At 68.7% G+C, this 17,602-nt stretch carries 18 protein-coding genes; 11 read left to right on the top strand and 7 right to left on the bottom strand.

The annotated features are described in order from the left end of the window. Positions 1-22 precede the first annotated feature (22 nt). From D571_RS0110875 to D571_RS0110840, 8 genes are read left to right on the top strand one after another with little or no spacing between them, the layout of a single operon-like run. A complete protein-coding gene (locus tag D571_RS0110875) occupies positions 23-379 on the top strand; it encodes a DUF4845 domain-containing protein (protein WP_018936718.1) in 357 nt (118 codons plus the stop codon). A gap of 19 nt (positions 380-398) precedes the next feature. Continuing rightward, a complete protein-coding gene (gene rnc / locus D571_RS0110870; protein ID WP_018936717.1) occupies positions 399-1,079 on the top strand; it encodes a ribonuclease III in 681 nt (226 codons plus the stop codon). Beyond that, the gene (era, locus tag D571_RS0110865; protein WP_018936716.1) at positions 1,076-1,996 is read left to right on the top strand and encodes a GTPase Era; all 921 of its coding nucleotides are present in this window, start codon (positions 1,076-1,078) and stop codon (positions 1,994-1,996) included. The genes rnc and era overlap by 4 nt, the downstream gene beginning before the upstream one ends. Before the next feature lie 16 nt (positions 1,997-2,012). Further along, entirely contained in the window at positions 2,013-2,672 is a 660-nt protein-coding gene (locus D571_RS0110860) for a DNA repair protein RecO (RefSeq protein ID WP_018936715.1), read from the top strand. Between the two features lie 16 nt (positions 2,673-2,688). Continuing rightward, positions 2,689-3,465: a pyridoxine 5'-phosphate synthase gene (locus D571_RS0110855; protein ID WP_018936714.1), complete on the top strand. Its 777-nt coding sequence runs from the start codon at positions 2,689-2,691 to the stop codon at positions 3,463-3,465. A gap of 19 nt (positions 3,466-3,484) precedes the next feature. Further along, entirely contained in the window at positions 3,485-3,862 is a 378-nt protein-coding gene (gene acpS / locus D571_RS0110850) for a holo-ACP synthase (RefSeq protein WP_018936713.1), read from the top strand. Positions 3,863-3,909: 47 nt separating this feature from the next. After that, complete coding sequence (locus tag D571_RS0110845; RefSeq protein WP_018936712.1) at positions 3,910-4,317, top strand: nucleotidyltransferase domain-containing protein; 408 nt, start codon at positions 3,910-3,912, stop codon at positions 4,315-4,317. Continuing rightward, positions 4,317-4,736 (top strand): DUF86 domain-containing protein, encoded by a 420-nt coding sequence (locus D571_RS0110840; RefSeq protein WP_018936711.1) that lies wholly within the window; start codon positions 4,317-4,319, stop codon positions 4,734-4,736. The genes D571_RS0110845 and D571_RS0110840 overlap by 1 nt, the downstream gene beginning before the upstream one ends. Here the strand turns inward: D571_RS0110840 and D571_RS0110835 are convergent. From D571_RS0110835 to trxB, 6 genes are all read right to left on the bottom strand, one after another. Continuing rightward, the gene (locus tag D571_RS0110835; RefSeq protein ID WP_018936710.1) at positions 4,733-7,939 is read right to left on the bottom strand and encodes an error-prone DNA polymerase; all 3,207 of its coding nucleotides are present in this window, start codon (positions 7,937-7,939) and stop codon (positions 4,733-4,735) included. The two genes, D571_RS0110840 and D571_RS0110835, sit on opposite strands and share 4 nt — an antisense overlap. Positions 7,940-8,036: 97 nt before the next feature. Further along, complete coding sequence (gene gloA / locus D571_RS0110830) at positions 8,037-8,537, bottom strand: lactoylglutathione lyase (protein ID WP_018936709.1); 501 nt, start codon at positions 8,535-8,537, stop codon at positions 8,037-8,039. Between the two features lie 87 nt (positions 8,538-8,624). Then, the gene (locus D571_RS0110825; RefSeq protein WP_051076181.1) at positions 8,625-9,251 is read right to left on the bottom strand and encodes a lysozyme-like domain containing protein; all 627 of its coding nucleotides are present in this window, start codon (positions 9,249-9,251) and stop codon (positions 8,625-8,627) included. A 79-nt stretch (positions 9,252-9,330) separates the two neighbouring features. Then, positions 9,331-10,080 (bottom strand): leucyl/phenylalanyl-tRNA--protein transferase, encoded by a 750-nt coding sequence (aat, locus tag D571_RS0110820; protein WP_018936707.1) that lies wholly within the window; start codon positions 10,078-10,080, stop codon positions 9,331-9,333. 27 nt (positions 10,081-10,107) lie between these two features. Then, positions 10,108-11,355: a GNAT family N-acetyltransferase gene (locus D571_RS0110815; RefSeq protein ID WP_018936706.1), complete on the bottom strand. Its 1,248-nt coding sequence runs from the start codon at positions 11,353-11,355 to the stop codon at positions 10,108-10,110. 7 nt (positions 11,356-11,362) lie between these two features. Beyond that, the gene (gene trxB, locus D571_RS0110810; protein WP_018936705.1) at positions 11,363-12,400 is read right to left on the bottom strand and encodes a thioredoxin-disulfide reductase; all 1,038 of its coding nucleotides are present in this window, start codon (positions 12,398-12,400) and stop codon (positions 11,363-11,365) included. Positions 12,401-12,759: 359 nt separating this feature from the next. Between trxB and D571_RS0110805 the strand changes: the two genes are divergently transcribed. The 3 genes from D571_RS0110805 (at position 12,760) to D571_RS14320 (ending at position 17,175) form a co-directional block, all read left to right on the top strand. Further along, on the top strand, positions 12,760-15,660 hold the full coding sequence (locus D571_RS0110805) for a ribonucleoside-diphosphate reductase subunit alpha (RefSeq protein ID WP_026287795.1): 2,901 nt from the start codon (positions 12,760-12,762) through the stop codon (positions 15,658-15,660). 63 nt (positions 15,661-15,723) lie between these two features. Continuing rightward, on the top strand, positions 15,724-16,962 hold the full coding sequence (locus D571_RS0110800) for a ribonucleotide-diphosphate reductase subunit beta (protein WP_018936704.1): 1,239 nt from the start codon (positions 15,724-15,726) through the stop codon (positions 16,960-16,962). Positions 16,963-17,007: 45 nt separating this feature from the next. After that, a complete protein-coding gene (locus D571_RS14320; RefSeq protein WP_156815783.1) occupies positions 17,008-17,175 on the top strand; it encodes a hypothetical protein in 168 nt (55 codons plus the stop codon). A gap of 159 nt (positions 17,176-17,334) precedes the next feature. Here D571_RS14320 and D571_RS0110795 read toward each other — a convergent pair. Continuing rightward, positions 17,335-17,602, bottom strand: a 268-nt coding sequence (locus tag D571_RS0110795) for an integrase core domain-containing protein (protein ID WP_018936703.1), incomplete at its 5' end; no start/stop codon positions are given.

Genomic DNA, 17,602 nt, shown 5'->3' with positions numbered 1-17,602 from the left:
AACGATGCAATCCAAGACGAAAATGCGGGGTGCCGGGGCCACCACGATCATGGCGATGATCTTCCTGGCCCTGCTCGTGCTCACCTTCCTGATCCAGATGGGCACGCAGTACACCCAGTATCTGACGGTCCGCTCGATCCTCCAGGACGTGGCAGAGCAGCCGGGGTCGGCCGACAAGAGCGAGGACGAACTCTGGGGCGATGTCAGCCGGCGCTTCCGGCTGAACACCGTGCCCGACGAAATCGGTGAGGAACACTTCTCCGTGCGCGATGGTGACGATGGCCCCGAGATGAATATCGACTACGAGGTGCGGCGCGGTTTCCTCGGCAACATCGACATCGTCGCCCAGTTCTCGTACTCGGCGACCCTGCAGGACTGAAGCGAAGCCGGCGGAACCGATGGGGGATCGCGATTTTCGACAGCTGCTGCCCGAGGCGGTGCGCGAGGGCGAGGGCATTCGCCAGGCGCTCACCCACCGCAGTGCCGGCGGGCGCAACAACGAGCGTCTGGAGTTTCTTGGTGACGCGGTGCTCGGCCTGGTGATCGCCGACGCCCTGTACGAGCGCCTGCCCGATTCCCCCGAGGGCGACCTCACGCGGCTGCGGGCCGCGCTGGTCAATCGCGAATCGCTGGCCGCGCTGGCGCGCGAGACGGGGCTGGAAGGCACGCTCAACCTCGGGCAGGGGGAGCGCAAGAGCGGTGGCCAGCGACGCGACTCCATCCTCGCCGATGCGGTGGAGGCCCTGATCGGGGCCACCTATCGCGAGGCGGGCTTCGACGCCGCGCGCGACTTCACCCTGGCCCTGTACGCCGAGCGTCTGGACAACCTCCCGACCGCCGAGAGCCTCAAGGACCCCAAGACCCGCCTGCAGGAAAAGCTGCAGGGCCGCAACGCGGAGCTCCCGGTCTACGAGGTACTGGAGGTCTCCGGCCCCGATCACCAGCGCCATTTCACCGTGGCCGTGCACCTGCCCACCCAGGGCTGGGGGCAGCGCGGGCGCGGCTCCAGCCGCCGGCGGGCCGAGCAGGCCGCGGCCGAGGCGGCCCTCCACCGGCTCCAGCAGACCCAGGAACAATGAACGCATCCGAGAACGAGGCAGGCGACGGCACGCGTTGCGGGCTGGTCGCCCTGATCGGCCGTCCGAACGTCGGCAAGACCACCCTGATGAACCGCCTGGTGGGCGAGAAGCTGGCGGCCACCACCCGCCGGCCGCACACCACGCGCAACCGCATCCTCGGCATCGTCACCGAGGGTGACGACCAGATCGTGCTGATGGACACTCCCGGTATCGATCAGGAACGCACCAAACTGGTGAACCAGGTGCTCAACCGCACCGCCAGCCAGGCCCTGTCGGATGCCGATCTGGTCTGTTTCCTGACCGAAGCGGGCCGCTTCGGCGAGGGCGATCAACGCATCGAGGAGGCGGTACGTCAGTCCGGGCGGCCGGCGCTGCTGGTGATCAACAAGGTCGACCGGCAGAAGAACAAGGAAGAGCTGCTGCCGTTCATCGAAGAGCGCATGGCCGCGTTTCCCTATGCCGGGGTGGTGCCCATCGGCGCGCGGCGCGGGACCAACCTGGCGGGGCTGATCGAGGAGATCCGCAACCACCTGCCCGCGGGGCCGTTCCTGTACGACCCGGACCAGCTGTCCGACCGCCCGGAGCGTTTTCGCGCCGAGGAGATGATCCGCGAGGCGATGCTGGAGCAGCTGGGCGAGGAGGTGCCCTATTCGGTCGCCGTGCGCGTCGAGAACTGGGAAGACACCCCGCGCACCGCGCATATCGACGCGGTGATCCTGGTCGAGCGCGACAGCCAGAAGGGCATCGTCATCGGCAAGGGCGGGCGCCGGCTCAAGCAGATCGGTCAGGCCTCGCGCCATCAGCTCGAATCGCTGCTGGAGCGCAAGGTGATGCTCAACCTCACCGTGCGGGTCGAGGCGGACTGGTCGCGCAGCCCGCGGGCGCTGCGCGAGCTCGGGATCGAGGAACCGCGGTAGCCACCGGAATCCGTACATGAGCAGCGCCGCCAGCGAGGTCACCCCGGGCGTGGTCCTGCATGCGCGCCCGCTGCGCGAGAACAGCCGGGTGGTGGAGCTGGTCACCGAACGGGCGGGCCGCGTTGCCGCGGTGGCGCGCGGGCGCGCCGGCAGCGTGCGCCCCTTCGTACTGCTGGATCTGGCCTGGCGCGGGCGCGGCGAACTGCCCAGCCTGAATGTGTCCGAGGAACGCCGGGTGTACCCGCTGACCGGGCGCCGGCTGGTCTGCGGCCTGTATCTGAACGAACTGGTGCTGCGGCTGTTCCCGCGCGACGCCCCGCTGGAGGGCACCCTGCAGACCCTGACCCGGGCCTACACCGAGCTTGCCGGCGAGCGGCCCGCGGACCGCATCCTGCGTCGGGCCGAGTGGCAGCTGCTGGGGGGGCTGGATTCCGGTCTGGCGTTCATCGACCCGGATGATCTCGAGCCGGAAGCCTGGTATCGCTACGAACCGGAACATGGCCTGCACGACGTGCCTGCCCGCACCGCCGGCGCCGTGCCCGGCGCCGCACTGCAGGCACTGGCCAGCGGCCGGGACGTCCCGGATAATCTCGCCCGGGCCAGCCGCGACTTCATGCGCGCGCTGATCGACGCCCATCTCGACGGCCGGCCGCTGCAAACCCGCGGTCTGCTCTGAACAGGAAACCGATACCATGACCGACGCCGCATCCGCTCCCGCGCTCAAGCTGGGGGTCAACCTCGACCACATCGCCACCATCCGCCAGGCGCGGCACACGCCGTACCCGGACCTGATGCAGGCGGTGCGTCTGGCCGAGGCCAGCGGGGCCGACTCCATCACCCTGCATCTGCGCGAGGATCGCCGCCACATCCAGGACGACGACGTGTTCGGCATCAAGCCGCGCCTGACCGTGCCCATGAACCTGGAGATGGCCGCCACCGACGGGATGCAGGCGATCGCCCTGGACCTGCGGCCGGAATACTGCTGCCTGGTCCCCGAGCGCCGCGAGGAGCTGACCACCGAGGGCGGACTGGATGCCGTCGGCCAGCGCGAACGACTGACCGCCTTCGTCGGCCCGCTGCGCGAGGCGGGCATCGCGGTGTCGCTGTTCGTCGAGCCCGACGTGCGTCAGCTGGAGGCCGCGGTCGCCATCGGCGCGCCGGTGGTGGAACTGCACACCGGGGCCTATGCCAACGCCACCGACGCCGGCGAACGCCAGCGGCTGCTGACGCAGGTCAACGAGGCCGCCGAGGCCGGGCGGCAGATGGGGCTGGTGATCAACGCCGGCCACGGCCTGGACTACGACAACGTGCGCGCGATCGCCGCCAACCCGGTGTTCAACGAACTCAACATCGGCCACTCGATCGTCGCCCGCGCGCTGTTCACCGGGCTGCCGGAGGCGGTCAGCCACATGCGCGGCCTGATGGACGCCGCGCGCGAGGGCGCGCCGGTCGGCCAGTACCCGGTGTGACCCGGGCGAGGGCCTCGGCGTGATCCTCGGGATCGGCACCGACCTGGTGCAGGTGGCGCGCATGCAGGCGCTGTGGACGCGCCACGGCGAACGTTTTGCCGAACGTATCCTGCATCCGGTGGAACGCGCCGATCTCCCCCCACAGGATCCGGCGGGCTTCCTCGCGCGTCGCTTCGCTGCCAAGGAGGCCCTGTCCAAGGCGCTGGGCTGCGGCGTCGGCGCCGGCATGGCGCTGGTTGACGCCGGCGTCACCCACGATGCCCGCGGTCGCCCGGAATTCGTGCTGGAAGGCCGCGCCCGCGCCACCGCCGAACGCGTCGGCGCCGGCCCCGTCCACCTCAGCATCTCCGACGAACGCGACTACGCCCAGGCCTTCGTCATCATCGAACGCGCCTGAGCCTGTTCGGCGTTGCACGCTCCTGCGTGGAGCCGGATACTCGAGGCATGATTCCCGAGATGAGCGACAGTCCGCTGGCGACACTCCTGCGCGCCCGGCTTGCGGAGCAGGACGCGGTGATGGCGGCCTATCTGTTTGGCAGCCATGCGCGGGGGGAGGCCGGTCCCGAGAGCGACATCGACCTCGCGGTCCTCACGCCGGAGCCGATGTCCCGCTCGCTGCTCGATCCACTGGCGCGCCTGGAAATGGATCTGTCGGACACGGCGGGCCGCCGGGTCGATCTTGTCGACCTGCATTCCGCTCCGCCGGATCTCGTGCACCGGATCCTGCGCGACGGCCATCTGCTGCTGGACCGCGACCCGGATCGCCGCGCCGTGTTCGAGGTGGCGGCGCGCAACGCCTATTTCGACGTCCTCCCCTATCTGCAGGAATACCGCCGCGGAGCACGGGCCTGATGGATCGGGCGCTGGTCGAGAAGAAGCTGGCGTTCATCCGCACGTGTGTACGCGAGCTGGAGGAGCTGGCGGACCCGACGCGCCTGGACACCGACGTGCGCGAACGGCGGTTCGTGGAGCATACCCTGCAGCTGGCGATCCAGGCGGCCCTGGATGTGGCGTCCCACTGGGTTTCGGCGCGCAGGCTCGGGGAGCCCGAAAGCAACCGCGATCTGTTTCTGCGGTTACAGGGCGAAGGGATGGTCTCCGCCAAACTGGCCGAAACTCTGGCGGCGATGGCGGGGTTCCGCAATATTCTGGTCCATGGTTACCAGAACGTGGACCCCGTCCGGGTCCGGGAAATCCTGGAGCACCACCTGCCGGACCTCGAAGAGTTCGTCGACGCGGTGTTCGTCGCCCTGGAAAACCCCCCGCGCTAGCCGAAGTCGCGGGAGCGGGTGACGAGGTCGCCGAGCCAGGTGCTGCGGTCGGTGAGGCGGCGGGCGACCAGGTGGCCGACGCCGTCGGCCCACTGCCATTCGCCGTCGATCTCCAGCAGCTGGCCGCGCAGGACCTCGGCGCGGAAGCGTTCCACGCGGTCGGGCCAGACGATCACGTTCAGCGTGCCGTGTTCGTCCTCCAAGGTCAGGAACACCGTGCCGTTGGCCGAGCCCGGGCGCTGGCGGGTGATCACCAGACCCGCGTAGCGCGCCGGGCCGGGGCGTCGGCGCGCGGAAAGCGTCGCGGAGTCCGGCAGGCGCCGGCGTTCGAGCTGCGGGCGCAGCAGGGCCAGCGGGTGCGGTCCCAGCGTGAGCCCGGTGGTGGCGTAGTCCTGGATCAGGTCGTCGGCCGCGTCGGGTACCGGCAGCAGGGGCGTGGCGGGGTCCTCGGCGGCGTCGCCCGCCGTGGGCGCCGAGCCCGCCGGATCGGCCGCCTCTGCGGGAGGCGCCGGCGGCAGTCCGTCGAACAAGGGCAGCGGCGCCTCCACTGCATCGGCGGCCCAGCGGGCCTGGTGGCGGTTGCCGGCCAGCGCCTCCAGGGCCCCGGCGCGCGCCAGCCGGCCGGCCTCGGCCCGGCTCAGCCGGGCGCGTGCGACCAGCTCGGGCACGTCGCTGAACGGGCCCTCGGCGCGGGCCGCGTGGATGCGTTCGGCGACCTCCCGACGCAGGCCCTGGACGCGGTTGAAGCCCAGACGCAGGGCCAGCGGGGCATCCGGCGTATCCGGTGACTCGCCGGCGGCCTCGAGGCTGCATTCCGGCTGGCTTTGGTTCACGTCCACCGGGCGCACCTCCACGCCGTGACGGCGGGCATCGGCCACGATCTGTGCCGGGCCGTAGAAGCCCATCGGCTGGCTGTTGAGCAGGGCACAGGCGAAGATCGCCGGCTCGAAGCACTTCAGCCAGGCCGAAACCCAGGTGATCAGCGCGAAGCTGGCGGAGTGCGATTCGGGGAAGCCGTACTCGCCGAAGCCGAGGATCTGGCGATACAGCCGCTCGGCGAATTCGGCGGAATAGCCGCGCTCGCGCATCCCCTCCAGCAGCCGCTCGCGCCAGCGCCCGAGATCCCCGCGGCGGCGCCAGGCACCGATGGAACGGCGCAGCCCGTCGGCCTCGCCGGCGGAGAACCCGGCCGCCACCATCGCCAGCTCGATCACCTGTTCCTGGAAGATCGGCACGCCCAGGGTGCGCCCCAGCACCCGCTCGATCTCCGCGTTGGGGAAGCGCACCCGCTCGGGGTGTGCCCGGCGCTTGAGATAGGGATGCACCATCTCGCCCTGGATGGGGCCGGGACGCACGATGGCGATCTCGATCACCAGGTCGTAGAAGTTCTTCGGCTTCAGCCGCGGCAGCATGCTCATCTGCGCGCGTGACTCGATCTGGAACACCCCCAGGCTGTCGGCCTTCTGCAGCATCGCGTAGACCGCCGGGTCCTCGGCCGGGATGTCGGCCAGGCCCCAGTCGCGGCCGCGGTGCCGGTGCATCAGCTCCAGCGCGCGGCGCACGCAGGAGAGCATCCCCAGCGACAGCACGTCGATCTTCAGCAGGCCGGCGGCATCGAGGTCGTCCTTGTCCCACTGGATCACGCTGCGTTCGGGCATCGCCGCGTTCTCGATCGGCACCAGCTCGTCGAGCCGCCCGGCGGCGATCACGAAGCCCCCGGTGTGCTGCGACAGATGGCGCGGGAAGCCGACCAGCTCGGCGGTCAGGGCCTGCCACTGACGGGCCAGGGCGCCGTCGGGTTCCAGGCCGACCTCGCGCAGGCGCTCGGCCGGGATGCCCTCGTCCCACCAGGCCAGATTGGCGGTCAGGGCATCCAGCCGTGCGCGCGAGAGCCCCAGTGCCCGGCCCACGTCGCGCAGGGCGCTGCGGCGGCGGTAGCGGATCACGGTGCAGGCCAGCGCCGCGCGGTCGCGGCCGTAGCGCCGGTAGATGTACTGGATCACCTCCTCGCGGCGCTCGTGCTCGAAGTCGACGTCGATATCCGGCGGCTCGCCGCGCTCGGCGGAGATGAAGCGCTCGAACAGCATGCTCGAGCGAGACGGGTCCACCGCGGTGATGCCCAGCGCATAGCACACCGCCGAGTTGGCCGCCGAACCCCGTCCCTGGCACAGGATCCCGCGGCGGCGCGCGAAGCGCACGATGTCGTACACGGTGAGGAAGTAGGGCTCGTAGCCCAGCTCGGCGATGATGCCCAGCTCGCGCTCGATCTGTGCCTGCACCGCCTCGGGGATGCCGTCGGGCCAGCGCTTGCGGGCCCCGCGCAGGCTCTCCTCGCGCAGGTACTCGGTGGCGGTGCGCCCGGGCGGCAGCGGGTCGGTGGGGTAGTGGTATTCGAGTTCGTCCAGGGAGAAGCGGCAGTCGGCGGCGATGGCGACCGCATGATGCAGCCAGGCAGCGGGATACAGCGTGGCCAGGTCCGCCCGCGGGCGCAGGCAGCGTTCGCCGTTGGGGAACAGGCGGTCGGCCGCCTGCGCCACGGTACAGCGGTGGCGCAGCGCGGTCAGCACGTCCTGCAGTGCGCGCCGCCCGCGCGCATGCATGTGCACGTCGCTGCAGGCCGTCACCGGCAGGTCGTGTGCCTGCGCGAGCTGCCGTGCCCGGGCGATCTGCGCCGGATCCCCGGGCGTGCGCAGCAGCGCCACCGCCAGATGCCCCTGACCGGGTGCGGCCCATGCCCGCAGCCAGGCCGCCGCGTCGTCGGGATCGGCCGTGTCGGAGTCCGGCCACAGATGCAGCAGCACGTGCCAGCCGGCGCGCTCGGCTTCCGGGACCGCCTCCAGATCCGCCCGGGTCAGGTGATGCCCGCCCTTGTCCGCGGCCCGGCGGGCGGTGCTGATCACCCGGCACAGCGCGGCGTAGCCCGTGCGCTCGCGCACCAGCACGGTCAGCTCGGGGCCGTCGGCCAGCCGCAGGCGGGCGCCGGCGATCAGGTGCACGCCGGTGCGCTGCGCCGCCTCGTGCGCGCGCACCAGGCCCGCCAGCGAGGCGATGTCGGTCAGCGCCAGCGCGCGATAGCCCAGCGCCGCCGCACGCTCCACCAGTTCCTCCGGGTGCGAGGCCCCGCGCAGGAACGAGAAATTGCTCAGCGCCGTCAGCTCGGCAAAGGCCGGGGCGGTGTCGCCTTCGGGTGCGCGTTCGTCCATGTACTGTATATTTGTACAGTATCACGGGCGAAGCAAGCCGCCCCCAGGATTCCGGGGGACGGCGAGGGCTGTCAGGGGGCTTCGGGGTGGCGGGGAATCAGCGCCCCAGGCCGGTCAGGCGCGCGGGCTCCAGGATCTCGATCCAGTAGCCGTCGAGGTCCTTCACGAAGGCGATGTCCTTCAGCCCGCCCTCGTCGGGGCGCTTCACGAACTCCACGTCGTTCTGGTCGAACCAGCGCACCGCGGCGTCCAGGTCGGGTACCGAGAAGCAGATGTGGCCGAAGCCCTGGGGTTCGGCGTTGCCGTCGTGGTAGTGGAAGTCGGGATCCTTCTCGGTGCCGTAGTTGTAGGTCAGCTCGAGGATGCCGCGCTGGCTGAACATCCAGCGGGTGCGTTCGCCCTCGTCCTGCGGCGGGGCGGGTTCGTCGTCGTCCTGACGCGCGAGGAAATACAGCGTGAACTCGAATTCCGGGAAGTCCAGGGTCTTCACCAGCTGCATGCCGAATACGCGCCGGTAGAAATCCAGCGACGCGTCCGGGTCCTTCACGCGCAGCATGGTGTGGTTGAAGCGGAAGCCTGCGGTCGGATCAGCGCTCATCTTCGGGTTCCTTGCGGACGGGGTGTGGGGCGACAGACTGCAATGCACGGGGCCGGGTTCCCGGCCCCGCCGTGTGCGGGGCGCGGCCTACTGCCGGCAGAGCGGGCCCACCTGCCAGAAGCGGCGGCAGCGGAATTCCGATTCGCAGCCCTCCAGCTGGGTGGCATAGCGCCCGGCGCGCTCGCGAACCTGGCGCGCGGCCTGCTGCACGCCGGGCTTGCCGCGGTAGCTGCCCCGGTTATAGCCGCCCTGGCCCTCGTGGTAGGCCAGATACAGGTGCTCCGGGTTGTCCAGCGACACCCCGGTCATGCGCCGCGTGCGGTCGTTGTACCAGCCGATGAAGTCGGTCGCGTGTTTCATGTGGGTCCGCCGGGCGAAGCGGCTGCCAGCGTCCTCGCGGTATTCGCCCCATACCGGGTCCTGGGCCTGGGCGTAGCCGTAGGCCGAGGAGGGCCGGCGCCAGGGGATGATCCCCAGCAGGCGCTCGCGCGGCGGGCGCACGTGGGAACGGAACGAGGATTCCTGCTGGATGATCGCCATCTGGGTGGCGATGGGCGTGCCCCATTCCTGTTCGGAGTCGCGCGCGTAGTCGTACCAGCGGGGCTCTTCGCGGAAGATCTCGCAGATGTTGCTCTGGTCCTCGGGCGGTGACGGCGACAGCATGGCGCAGCCGCTGGTGGTCAGGATCAGGGCCAGTAGCGTCAGGGCCCGCAGTGCCAGTCGTTTCTTCACCCCCGGTCTCCCCCGGTCATGTACGCAACGCCGGCAGTATAGGACAGTTGGCCGTGCCCGGTTACCAGTGCGGGTCCAGCGGGTGCAGGGCCGGGTCGTGCTGCCACTGTCCGGGGGGCGGCACGGCGGGATCGTTCACCAGCGGGCCGATCAGGCGCAGGAAATCGCTGCGCGCCAGCTCCACGGTGCCCAGACTCAGCAGGTGCTCGGTGGCCATCTGGGTGTCGATCAGCGGCCATTCCCAGGCGGCCATGTGGCGCGCCAGCCAGGCCAGGGCGACCTTGGACGCGTCACGCTCGTGGCTGAACATCGACTCGCCGCAGAACAGCCGGCCCGCTGCCACGCCGTACAGCCCGCCGATCAGCCGCGGCCCGTCCCACACTTCCACCGAATGCGCGTGCCCCGAGCGGTGCAGGGCGGTGTAGGCCTCCTGCATGCTCTGGGTGATCCAGGTCCCGGCGGAACGGGCGCGTGGCGCGGCGCAGGCGGCGATCACGCGCTCGAAGGCGCGGTCGAACGTGATCTCGTAGCCGGCGTTGCGCAGGGTCTTGCGCAGCGAGCGGCGGATGCGGAAGGCGCGTGGTTCCAGCACCGCCCGGGGGTCGGGGCTCCACCACAGGATCGGCTGGCCGGCCTCGAACCAGGGGAAGATCCCGCTGCGGTAGGCGTTGATCAGGCGCGGCACGGAGAGATCGCCGCCGGCGGCGAGCAGGCCGTTGGGCTCGTCCAGCGCGGTCTCGGGCGGTGGGAACGGTGCCTCCGGATGATCCGGGTCCAGCCAGGGGAGGGTGATCGGGCTGCGCGGGCTCATGCCGGACCAGCGGGATGAATTGGGGGATCAATCGCGGGCATTGCCGGATTCTCCCTGGCGATAGGGCGAATGCTCGTGCAGGCGCTCGCAGTGGCTGCGCATCATGTCCGCCTCGCGTGCGCAGAAATCGCGCACCGGCCCGTCGAAGCCCGGGGTCAGGACCGCGTGGACCGACCAGGTGGGCGTGGGCAGGAAGCCGCGCGGGATCTTGTGCTCGCCCTGGGCGCCGGGCTCGAAGCGCGTGAGCCCCTCGCGGATGCAGAACTCGATGCCCTGGTAGTAGCAGGTCTCGAAGTGCAGGGCGTCCAGCTCCTCGGTGGCGCCCCAGAAGCGCCCGTACAGGGTGTCGTCGCTGCGGTAGCACAGCGCGGCGGCGATGGTCTCGCCGTCGCCATCCTCACCATCGCCATTCTCCGGGCGGCGGGCCTCGAACAGCACCACCTGATCGCCCAGTGCGGCGGCCGTCTCCACGAAGAACGCCTCCGTGAGCGTGGGGATGCCCATGTGCTTCTCGAAGGTGTCGACGTAGAAGCGATGGAAGCGCGCCCAGTCCTCCGGCGAGCCGGTGGCCCCGGTCAGGGTGCGGAAGGTGATCCCGGCTTCCGCCACGCGCCGGCGTTCGCGCTTGATGTTCTTGCGCTTTTTCGACGACAGCGCAGCGAGAAACGCATCGAAATCCGCGTAGCCGCCGTCCGCGGCGTTGGTCCAGTGGTACTGGCAGCCCATGCGTTCGGGCAGCCCCAGCGGCGCCAGCGCCTCGCGGTCGGCGGATTCGGGGAACAGCACGTGGACCCCGGAGGCCTCCAGTTCGCGCCCGCGGGTCACCAGCGCGCGCAGCAGCTGACGGCGCAGGCGGTCCGCGTCGGGGGCCTCGGGGTGCACCAGCAGGCGGGGACCGGTGGCCGGGGTGTAGGGCACCGCGACCACCAGCTTGGGGTAATACTGCAGGCCCTGGCGCTGCCAGGCGCCTTCCCAGGCGAAGTCGAAGACGAACTCGCCGTAGTTGTTGGTCTTGGCGTAGGCGGGGGCGGCGGCCACCAGCGCGTCGTCGTGGAAGATCAGCACGTGCTGGGGGAACCAGCCATAGGCCCGCCCCAGGCACTCGTGGCGCTCCAGCCCCTCGAGGAAGGCATGGCGCAGGAACGGCTCGCGCCCGCCGGTGAGGGCATCCCACGCGGCGGGGTCGAGCTCGCCCAGCCCGTCGCGCAGCTCGATGCGCTCGTCCACCCCGGCGGGCGGGGCATCGTTTTCGCTGGACGCCGCCTCGTTACTCACCGGCGCCTCACGCCTGTTCGTCGAGGTACTTCTCCGCGTCCAGCGCGGCCATGCAGCCGGTGCCAGCGGAGGTCACGGCCTGGCGGTAGATGTGGTCCATCACGTCGCCCGCGGCGAACACGCCCGGCACGCTGGTGGCAGTGGCGTTGCCGTCCTGCCCGCCGTGGACCTTGATGTAGCCGTTCTCCATGTCCAGCTGGCCCTGGAAGATGTCGGTGTTGGGCTTGTGGCCGATCGCGATGAACACGCCCATCACGTCGAGCTCCTTGGTGTCGCCGCTGTGGGCGTGTTTCAGGCGCGCGCCGGTCACGCCGGTCTCGTCGCCCAGGATCTCGTCGAGGTGGTGGTTCCACTCGATGTTCACGTTGCCGTTCTTTTCCTTCTCGAACAGCTTGTCCTGCAGGATCTTCTCCGCGCGCAGGGCATCGCGCCGGTGGACCAGGGTCACCTCGGAGGCGATGTTGGACAGGTACAGTGCTTCTTCCACGGCGGTGTTGCCGCCGCCGATCACCGCCACCTTCTGGTTGCGGTAGAAGAAGCCGTCGCAGGTCGCGCAGGCGGACACGCCCTTGCCGGCGAAGGTGGACTCCGACTCCAGCCCCAGGTACTGCGCCGAGGCGCCGGTGGAGATGATCAGCGCATCCGCGGTGTAGGTGGCCTGGTCGCCGGTCAGGCGGAACGGGCGCTGGTTAAGGTCCACGGTATGCACGTGGTCGTTGATCACCATGGTGTCGAAGCGCTCGGCGTGGCGCTTCATGCGCTCCATCAGCTCGGGGCCCTGCACGCCCTGGTCGTCGCCCGGCCAGTTGTCCACGTCGGTGGTGGTCATCAGCTGGCCACCCTGTTCCAGGCCGGTCACCACCACGGGATTGAGGTTCGCGCGGGCGGCGTACACCGCGGCCGTCCAGCCGGCCGGGCCGGAGCCCAGGATCAGCAGCGGGCAATGGCGCTCCTCGCCGCCGGACTTGCTGGCGGCGTCATCGGTGGAAACCTGCACCGCACCGGTGGCGGCCATGATGCCTGCGGGCTGCTTCTCGTCGCTCATTCACGCTCTCCTTGAACTCGGTTGTATGGGCGGGATTATTGGGGCGCGTGGCAGGCTTGTCCAACACCCGCGGCGGCATGCGTGACGTCGGCGCAAAATCGTGAACCCTTTTGTCCCCGGCGCGGGCCCGGGGCGTCACTACATGGGCACCCCGGTGGATAAACCAGCGGCCGCCGGAAGTCGCGGCAGGACGCCGAATCGTCGGTTTTGTCCACAGGTTGTTCCCCGCTTGTTATTTCGTCACACCCAACATGTAGTGTCTGGCATGATCTCCATCCCCGATCTATAGTAGTCCACGTCATCGCAGGGCGATGACCCGAGACTTTTCCAGAAGACCGTTGAGCGCGAGGCCTGCCCCCATGTACAGCGACACCCAGACTGCCGAATCCGCACAGGACACGATCCATCCGCCGCAGTCCGAGCCCTCGGCGGAAGTGATGGCCACCACCCCCGGCCAGCACCAGGTGATACGCCGTAACGGCAAGGTCACCAGCTTCGACCCGGCCAAGATCGAGGTCGCCATCACCAAGGCCTTCCTCGCGGTGGAAGGCGGAAACGCCGCGGCCAGCCGGCGGATCCACGACATCGTCAAGGAGCTCTCCGCGCAGGTGAGCGACAACCTGTTCCGCCGCGCCGGCACCCAGGGCACCACCGTCCACATCGAGGACATCCAGGACCAGGTGGAGCTGGCGCTGATGCGCGGCGGCCATCACAAGGTGGCTCGCGCCTACGTGCTCTACCGCGAGCAGCAGGCGCAGAAGCGCGCCGCCGAGGCCGCCGAGCAGGGCCCCGCCGAGGCCGCCGAGGCCGCGGTCATCCACGTGACCCGCGAAGACGGCACCCGCGCCCCGCTGGACGAGGTGCGCCTGAAGGCCGTGGTGGACGAGGCCTGCGACGGCATCGAGCTGGTCGACGGCGAGCGCATCCTGACCGAAGCGCGCCGCAACCTGTTCGACGGCGTGGCCGAGAAGGACGTGGGCACCGCGCTGGTGATGGCCGCCCGCGTGATGATCGAGCAGGAGCCCAACTACTCCCAGGTCACCGCGCGCCTGCTGATGGACAACCTGCGCCGCGAGGCCCTGAGCTTCGTGCACGGTCGCCCGGAAGAGGCCACCCAGGCCCAGCTGGCCGAGCGTTACGGCGAGTACTTCGGCGCCTACATCCGCCGTGCCGCCGAGCTGGAGCTGGTGGACGACGAGCTGACCCGCTACGACCTCGACAAGCTGGGCGCCGCGCTCAAGCCCGAGCGCGACCTGCAGTTCACCTACCTGGGCCTGCAGACCCTGTACGACCGCTACTTCATCCACTCGGAAGGCACCCGCTTCGAGCTGCCGCAGGCGTTCTTCATGCGCGTGGCCATGGGCCTGGCGATCAACGAGATCGACCGCGAGGCGCGTGCGATCGAGTTCTACGACCTGTTGAGCTCGTTCGACTTCATGAGCTCCACGCCGACGCTGTTCAACTCCGGCACCCTGCGCCCGCAGCTCTCCAGCTGCTACCTGACCAGCGTCCCGGACGACCTCGACGGCATCTACAGCGCCATCCGCGACAACGCGCTGCTGTCCAAGTTTGCCGGCGGTCTGGGCAACGACTGGACCCGCGTGCGCGGCATGGGCGCCCACATCAAGGGCACCAACGGCAAGTCGCAGGGCGTGGTCCCGTTCCTCAAGGTGGCCAACGACACCGCCGTGGCCGTGAACCAGGGCGGCAAACGCAAGGGCGCGGTGTGCGCCTACCTCGAGACCTGGCACATCGATGTCGAGGAGTTCATCGAGCTGCGCAAGAACACCGGCGACGACCGCCGCCGCACCCACGACATGAACAGCGCCAACTGGATCCCGGACCTGTTCATGAAGCGCGTGGCCGAAGAGGGCCAGTGGACCCTGTTCTCGCCCAACGAGACCCCCGACCTGCACGACCTGGTGGGCGAGGAGTTCGAGAAGCGCTACTGCGAGTACGAAGAGAAGGCCGCGCGCGGCGAGATCAAGGTGTACAAGACCCTCAACGCGGTCGATCTGTGGCGCAAGATGCTCGGCATGCTGTTCGAGACCGGCCATCCGTGGATGACCTTCAAGGACCCGTGCAACCTGCGCAGCCCGCAGCAGCACGCCGGCGTGGTCCACAGCTCCAACCTGTGCACCGAGATCACCCTCAACACCTCGGACGATGAGATCGCGGTGTGCAACCTGGGCTCGGTCAACCTGGCCGCGCACGTGGACGAGAACGGCGAGTTCGATCACGCCAAGCTCGAGAAGACCGTGAACACGGCCATGCGCATGCTCGACAACGTGATCGACTACAACTACTACTCCGTGCCCCAGGCGCGGCGCTCCAACCTGCGCCATCGCCCGGTGGGCCTGGGCGTGATGGGCTTCCAGGACGCCCTGTACAAGCAGCGCATCCCGTACGCCTCGGAAGAAGCCGTGGAGTTCGCCGACACGTCCATGGAGGCCATCTCCTGGTACTCCATCAAGGCCTCCACCGACCTGGCCGAGGAACGCGGCCGCTATGAGAGCTTCCCCGGCAGTCTGTGGAGCCAGGGCATCCTGCCGATCGACTCGATCGACAAGCTGGCCGAGTCGCGCGGTGACTACCTGCAGATGGACCGCACCCAGCGCATGGACTGGGAGAGCCTGCGCGAGCGCGTGAAGACCACGGGGATGCGCAACTCCAACACCATGGCCATCGCGCCCACCGCGACCATCTCCAACATCTGCGGGGTCAGCCAGTCGATCGAGCCGACATACCAGAACCTGTTCGTCAAATCGAACCTGTCGGGCGAGTTCACCGTCATCAACCCCTACCTGGTCCACGACCTGAAGGACCGCGGCCTGTGGGACGAGGTGATGGTCAACGACCTCAAGTACTACGACGGCTCGGTGCAGCCGCTGGACCGCGTGCCCGAGGACCTCAAGGCGCTGTACGCCACCGCCTTCGAGCTGGACACCCGCTGGCTGGTCGAGGCCGCCTCGCGCCGGCAGAAGTGGATCGACCAGGCGCAGAGCCTCAACCTGTACATGGCCGAGCCCTCCGGGCCCAAGCTGGACGCCCTGTACAAGCTGGCCTGGGTGCGCGGTCTCAAGACCACCTACTACCTGCGCTCCATGGGCGCGACCCACGTGGAGAAGAGCACCGTCGCCGACTCCTCGCGCGCCAACAAGCTCAACGCCGTGAGCGGCGGCCCCGGTGACAGCGCCGCGGGCTCCGAGGTCCCGGCCGCCTGCTCCGTACTCGACCCCGACTGCGAGGCCTGCCAGTAAGGCAGGCCTCCGACCTCAACCGAATACCGAACACGTAACACCGAATCGACAAGGAGAACGCACATGCTGTCCTGGGACGATCCGATCGCCGCGATCAAGGGCGAAAACCAGCAGGAACCCAAGGTCCGTCCGGGCATGGGCTTTCAGGAAAACGAAGACCTGATGACCACCGCCGGCGCCGCCCCCAGCGTCTCGCCCGACCCGGAGAACGCCGGCGGCCCCGCGCCCGACTACGATGAAGAAGCCCTGACCGGCACCGGCCTCGAAGACATCGAGATGGGTGCCGACCGCATCCGCGTGGATGACAAGCAGATCATCAACTGCAACGCCGACCTCAACCAGCTGGTGCCGTTCAAGTACCAGTGGGCGTGGCAGAAGTACCTGGACGGCTGCGCCAACCACTGGATGCCGCAGGAAATCAACATGAACGCGGACATCGCCCTGTGGAAGGACCCGAACGGGCTCACCGAGGACGAGCGCACCATCGTCAAGCGCAACCTCGGCTTCTTCTCCACCGCCGACTCGCTGGTGGCCAACAACCTCGTGCTGGCCGTGTACCGTCACATCACCAACCCCGAGTGCCGCCAGTACCTGCTGCGCCAGGCCTTCGAGGAGGCCCTGCACACCCACGCCTACCAGTACTGCGTGGAAAGCCTGGGCCTGGATGAAGGCGAGATCTTCAACATGTACCGCGAGGTCCCCTCGGTGGCCACCAAGGCGGAGTGGGCCCTGCCGTTCACCAAGCACCTGGCCGACCCGAACTTCCGCACCGGCACGCCCGACGCGGACCAGAAGCTGCTGCGCGAACTGATCGCCTTCTACGTGATCTTCGAGGGCATCTTCTTCTACGTGGGCTTCGTGCAGATCCTCTCCATGGGCCGGCGCAACAAGATGACCGGCGTCGCCGAGCAGTTCCAGTACATCCTGCGCGACGAATCCATGCACATGAACTTCGGCATCGACGTGATCAACCAGATCAAGGTCGAGAACCCGCACCTGTGGACCGAAGACTTCAAGAACGAGATGCGCAACATGATTGCCGAGGCGGTGGAACTGGAAGCCCAGTACGCCCGCGACACCATGCCCCGCGGCGTGCTCGGCATGAACGCGCCCATGTTCGAGGAATACCTGCACTTTATCGCCAACCGCCGCTGCGCCCAGATCGGCCTGGCCGAACTGTACCCCGGCGCCGAGAACCCGTTCCCCTGGATGAGCGAAGTGCTCGACCTGAAGAAGGAGAAGAACTTCTTCGAGACCCGGGTAACGGAATACCAGACCGGGGGCGCGCTGAGCTGGGACTGACCCGGCGAGGCCTAGACCCAACGAAGCCGAGCCAGGGAAATGGCCATGCAGCAACAGAAGAGGGCGCCGCAGGACGGCGCCCTTTTTTATGAACAAAAATTTCTATATGCCGATAGGAAAACGCTGATTAATAGCTCTGCATCCGGCCCCGTGGCCCGCGAACGCGTTGTTGGAAGGACATTGGGCCGGGACGGCCGTTTTGGTGTCCTGTAACCGCCGGTTTTGGTGGTCACCGGTGCTTCTTCGCTCATCATGCCCTCCTGTTGGCCCCACAATAACCTGTGCAGCCGTCGAGGGGGTCACTTCATGCAGGCCCTGGTGGTCCCGCAGGCGCACCAGCAGCTCGTGCCAACTCTGCCGTAAGCTTCCCCGTCAAGAGGACCATTCATTTTTAGAGTCCTCGGCGGTTGAGTGGAGCTGGGCGTAGATGACCGGCGGCAGGTCGCCGAGGGCGTCATGCGCCCGCTCCTCGTTGTAGTCGATCACCCACCAGTGGGTGATCTCGCGGACCTCCTCGAGATCGTTGAACAGGTAGAGATCCAGGACCTCGTTGCGGTAGGTGCGGTTGAAACGCTCGATGAAGGCGTTCTGGTTCGGCTTGCCGGGCTGGATGTACTGAATGAACATCGCGTTCTCCTCC

The organism is Thioalkalivibrio sp. ALJ24, from assembly GCF_000377785.1.
Classification (GTDB): Bacteria; Pseudomonadota; Gammaproteobacteria; order Ectothiorhodospirales; family Ectothiorhodospiraceae; genus Thioalkalivibrio.
Note: the sequence above shows the minus strand (reverse complement) of the source record. Positions and strands in the feature narration are given on the sequence as shown.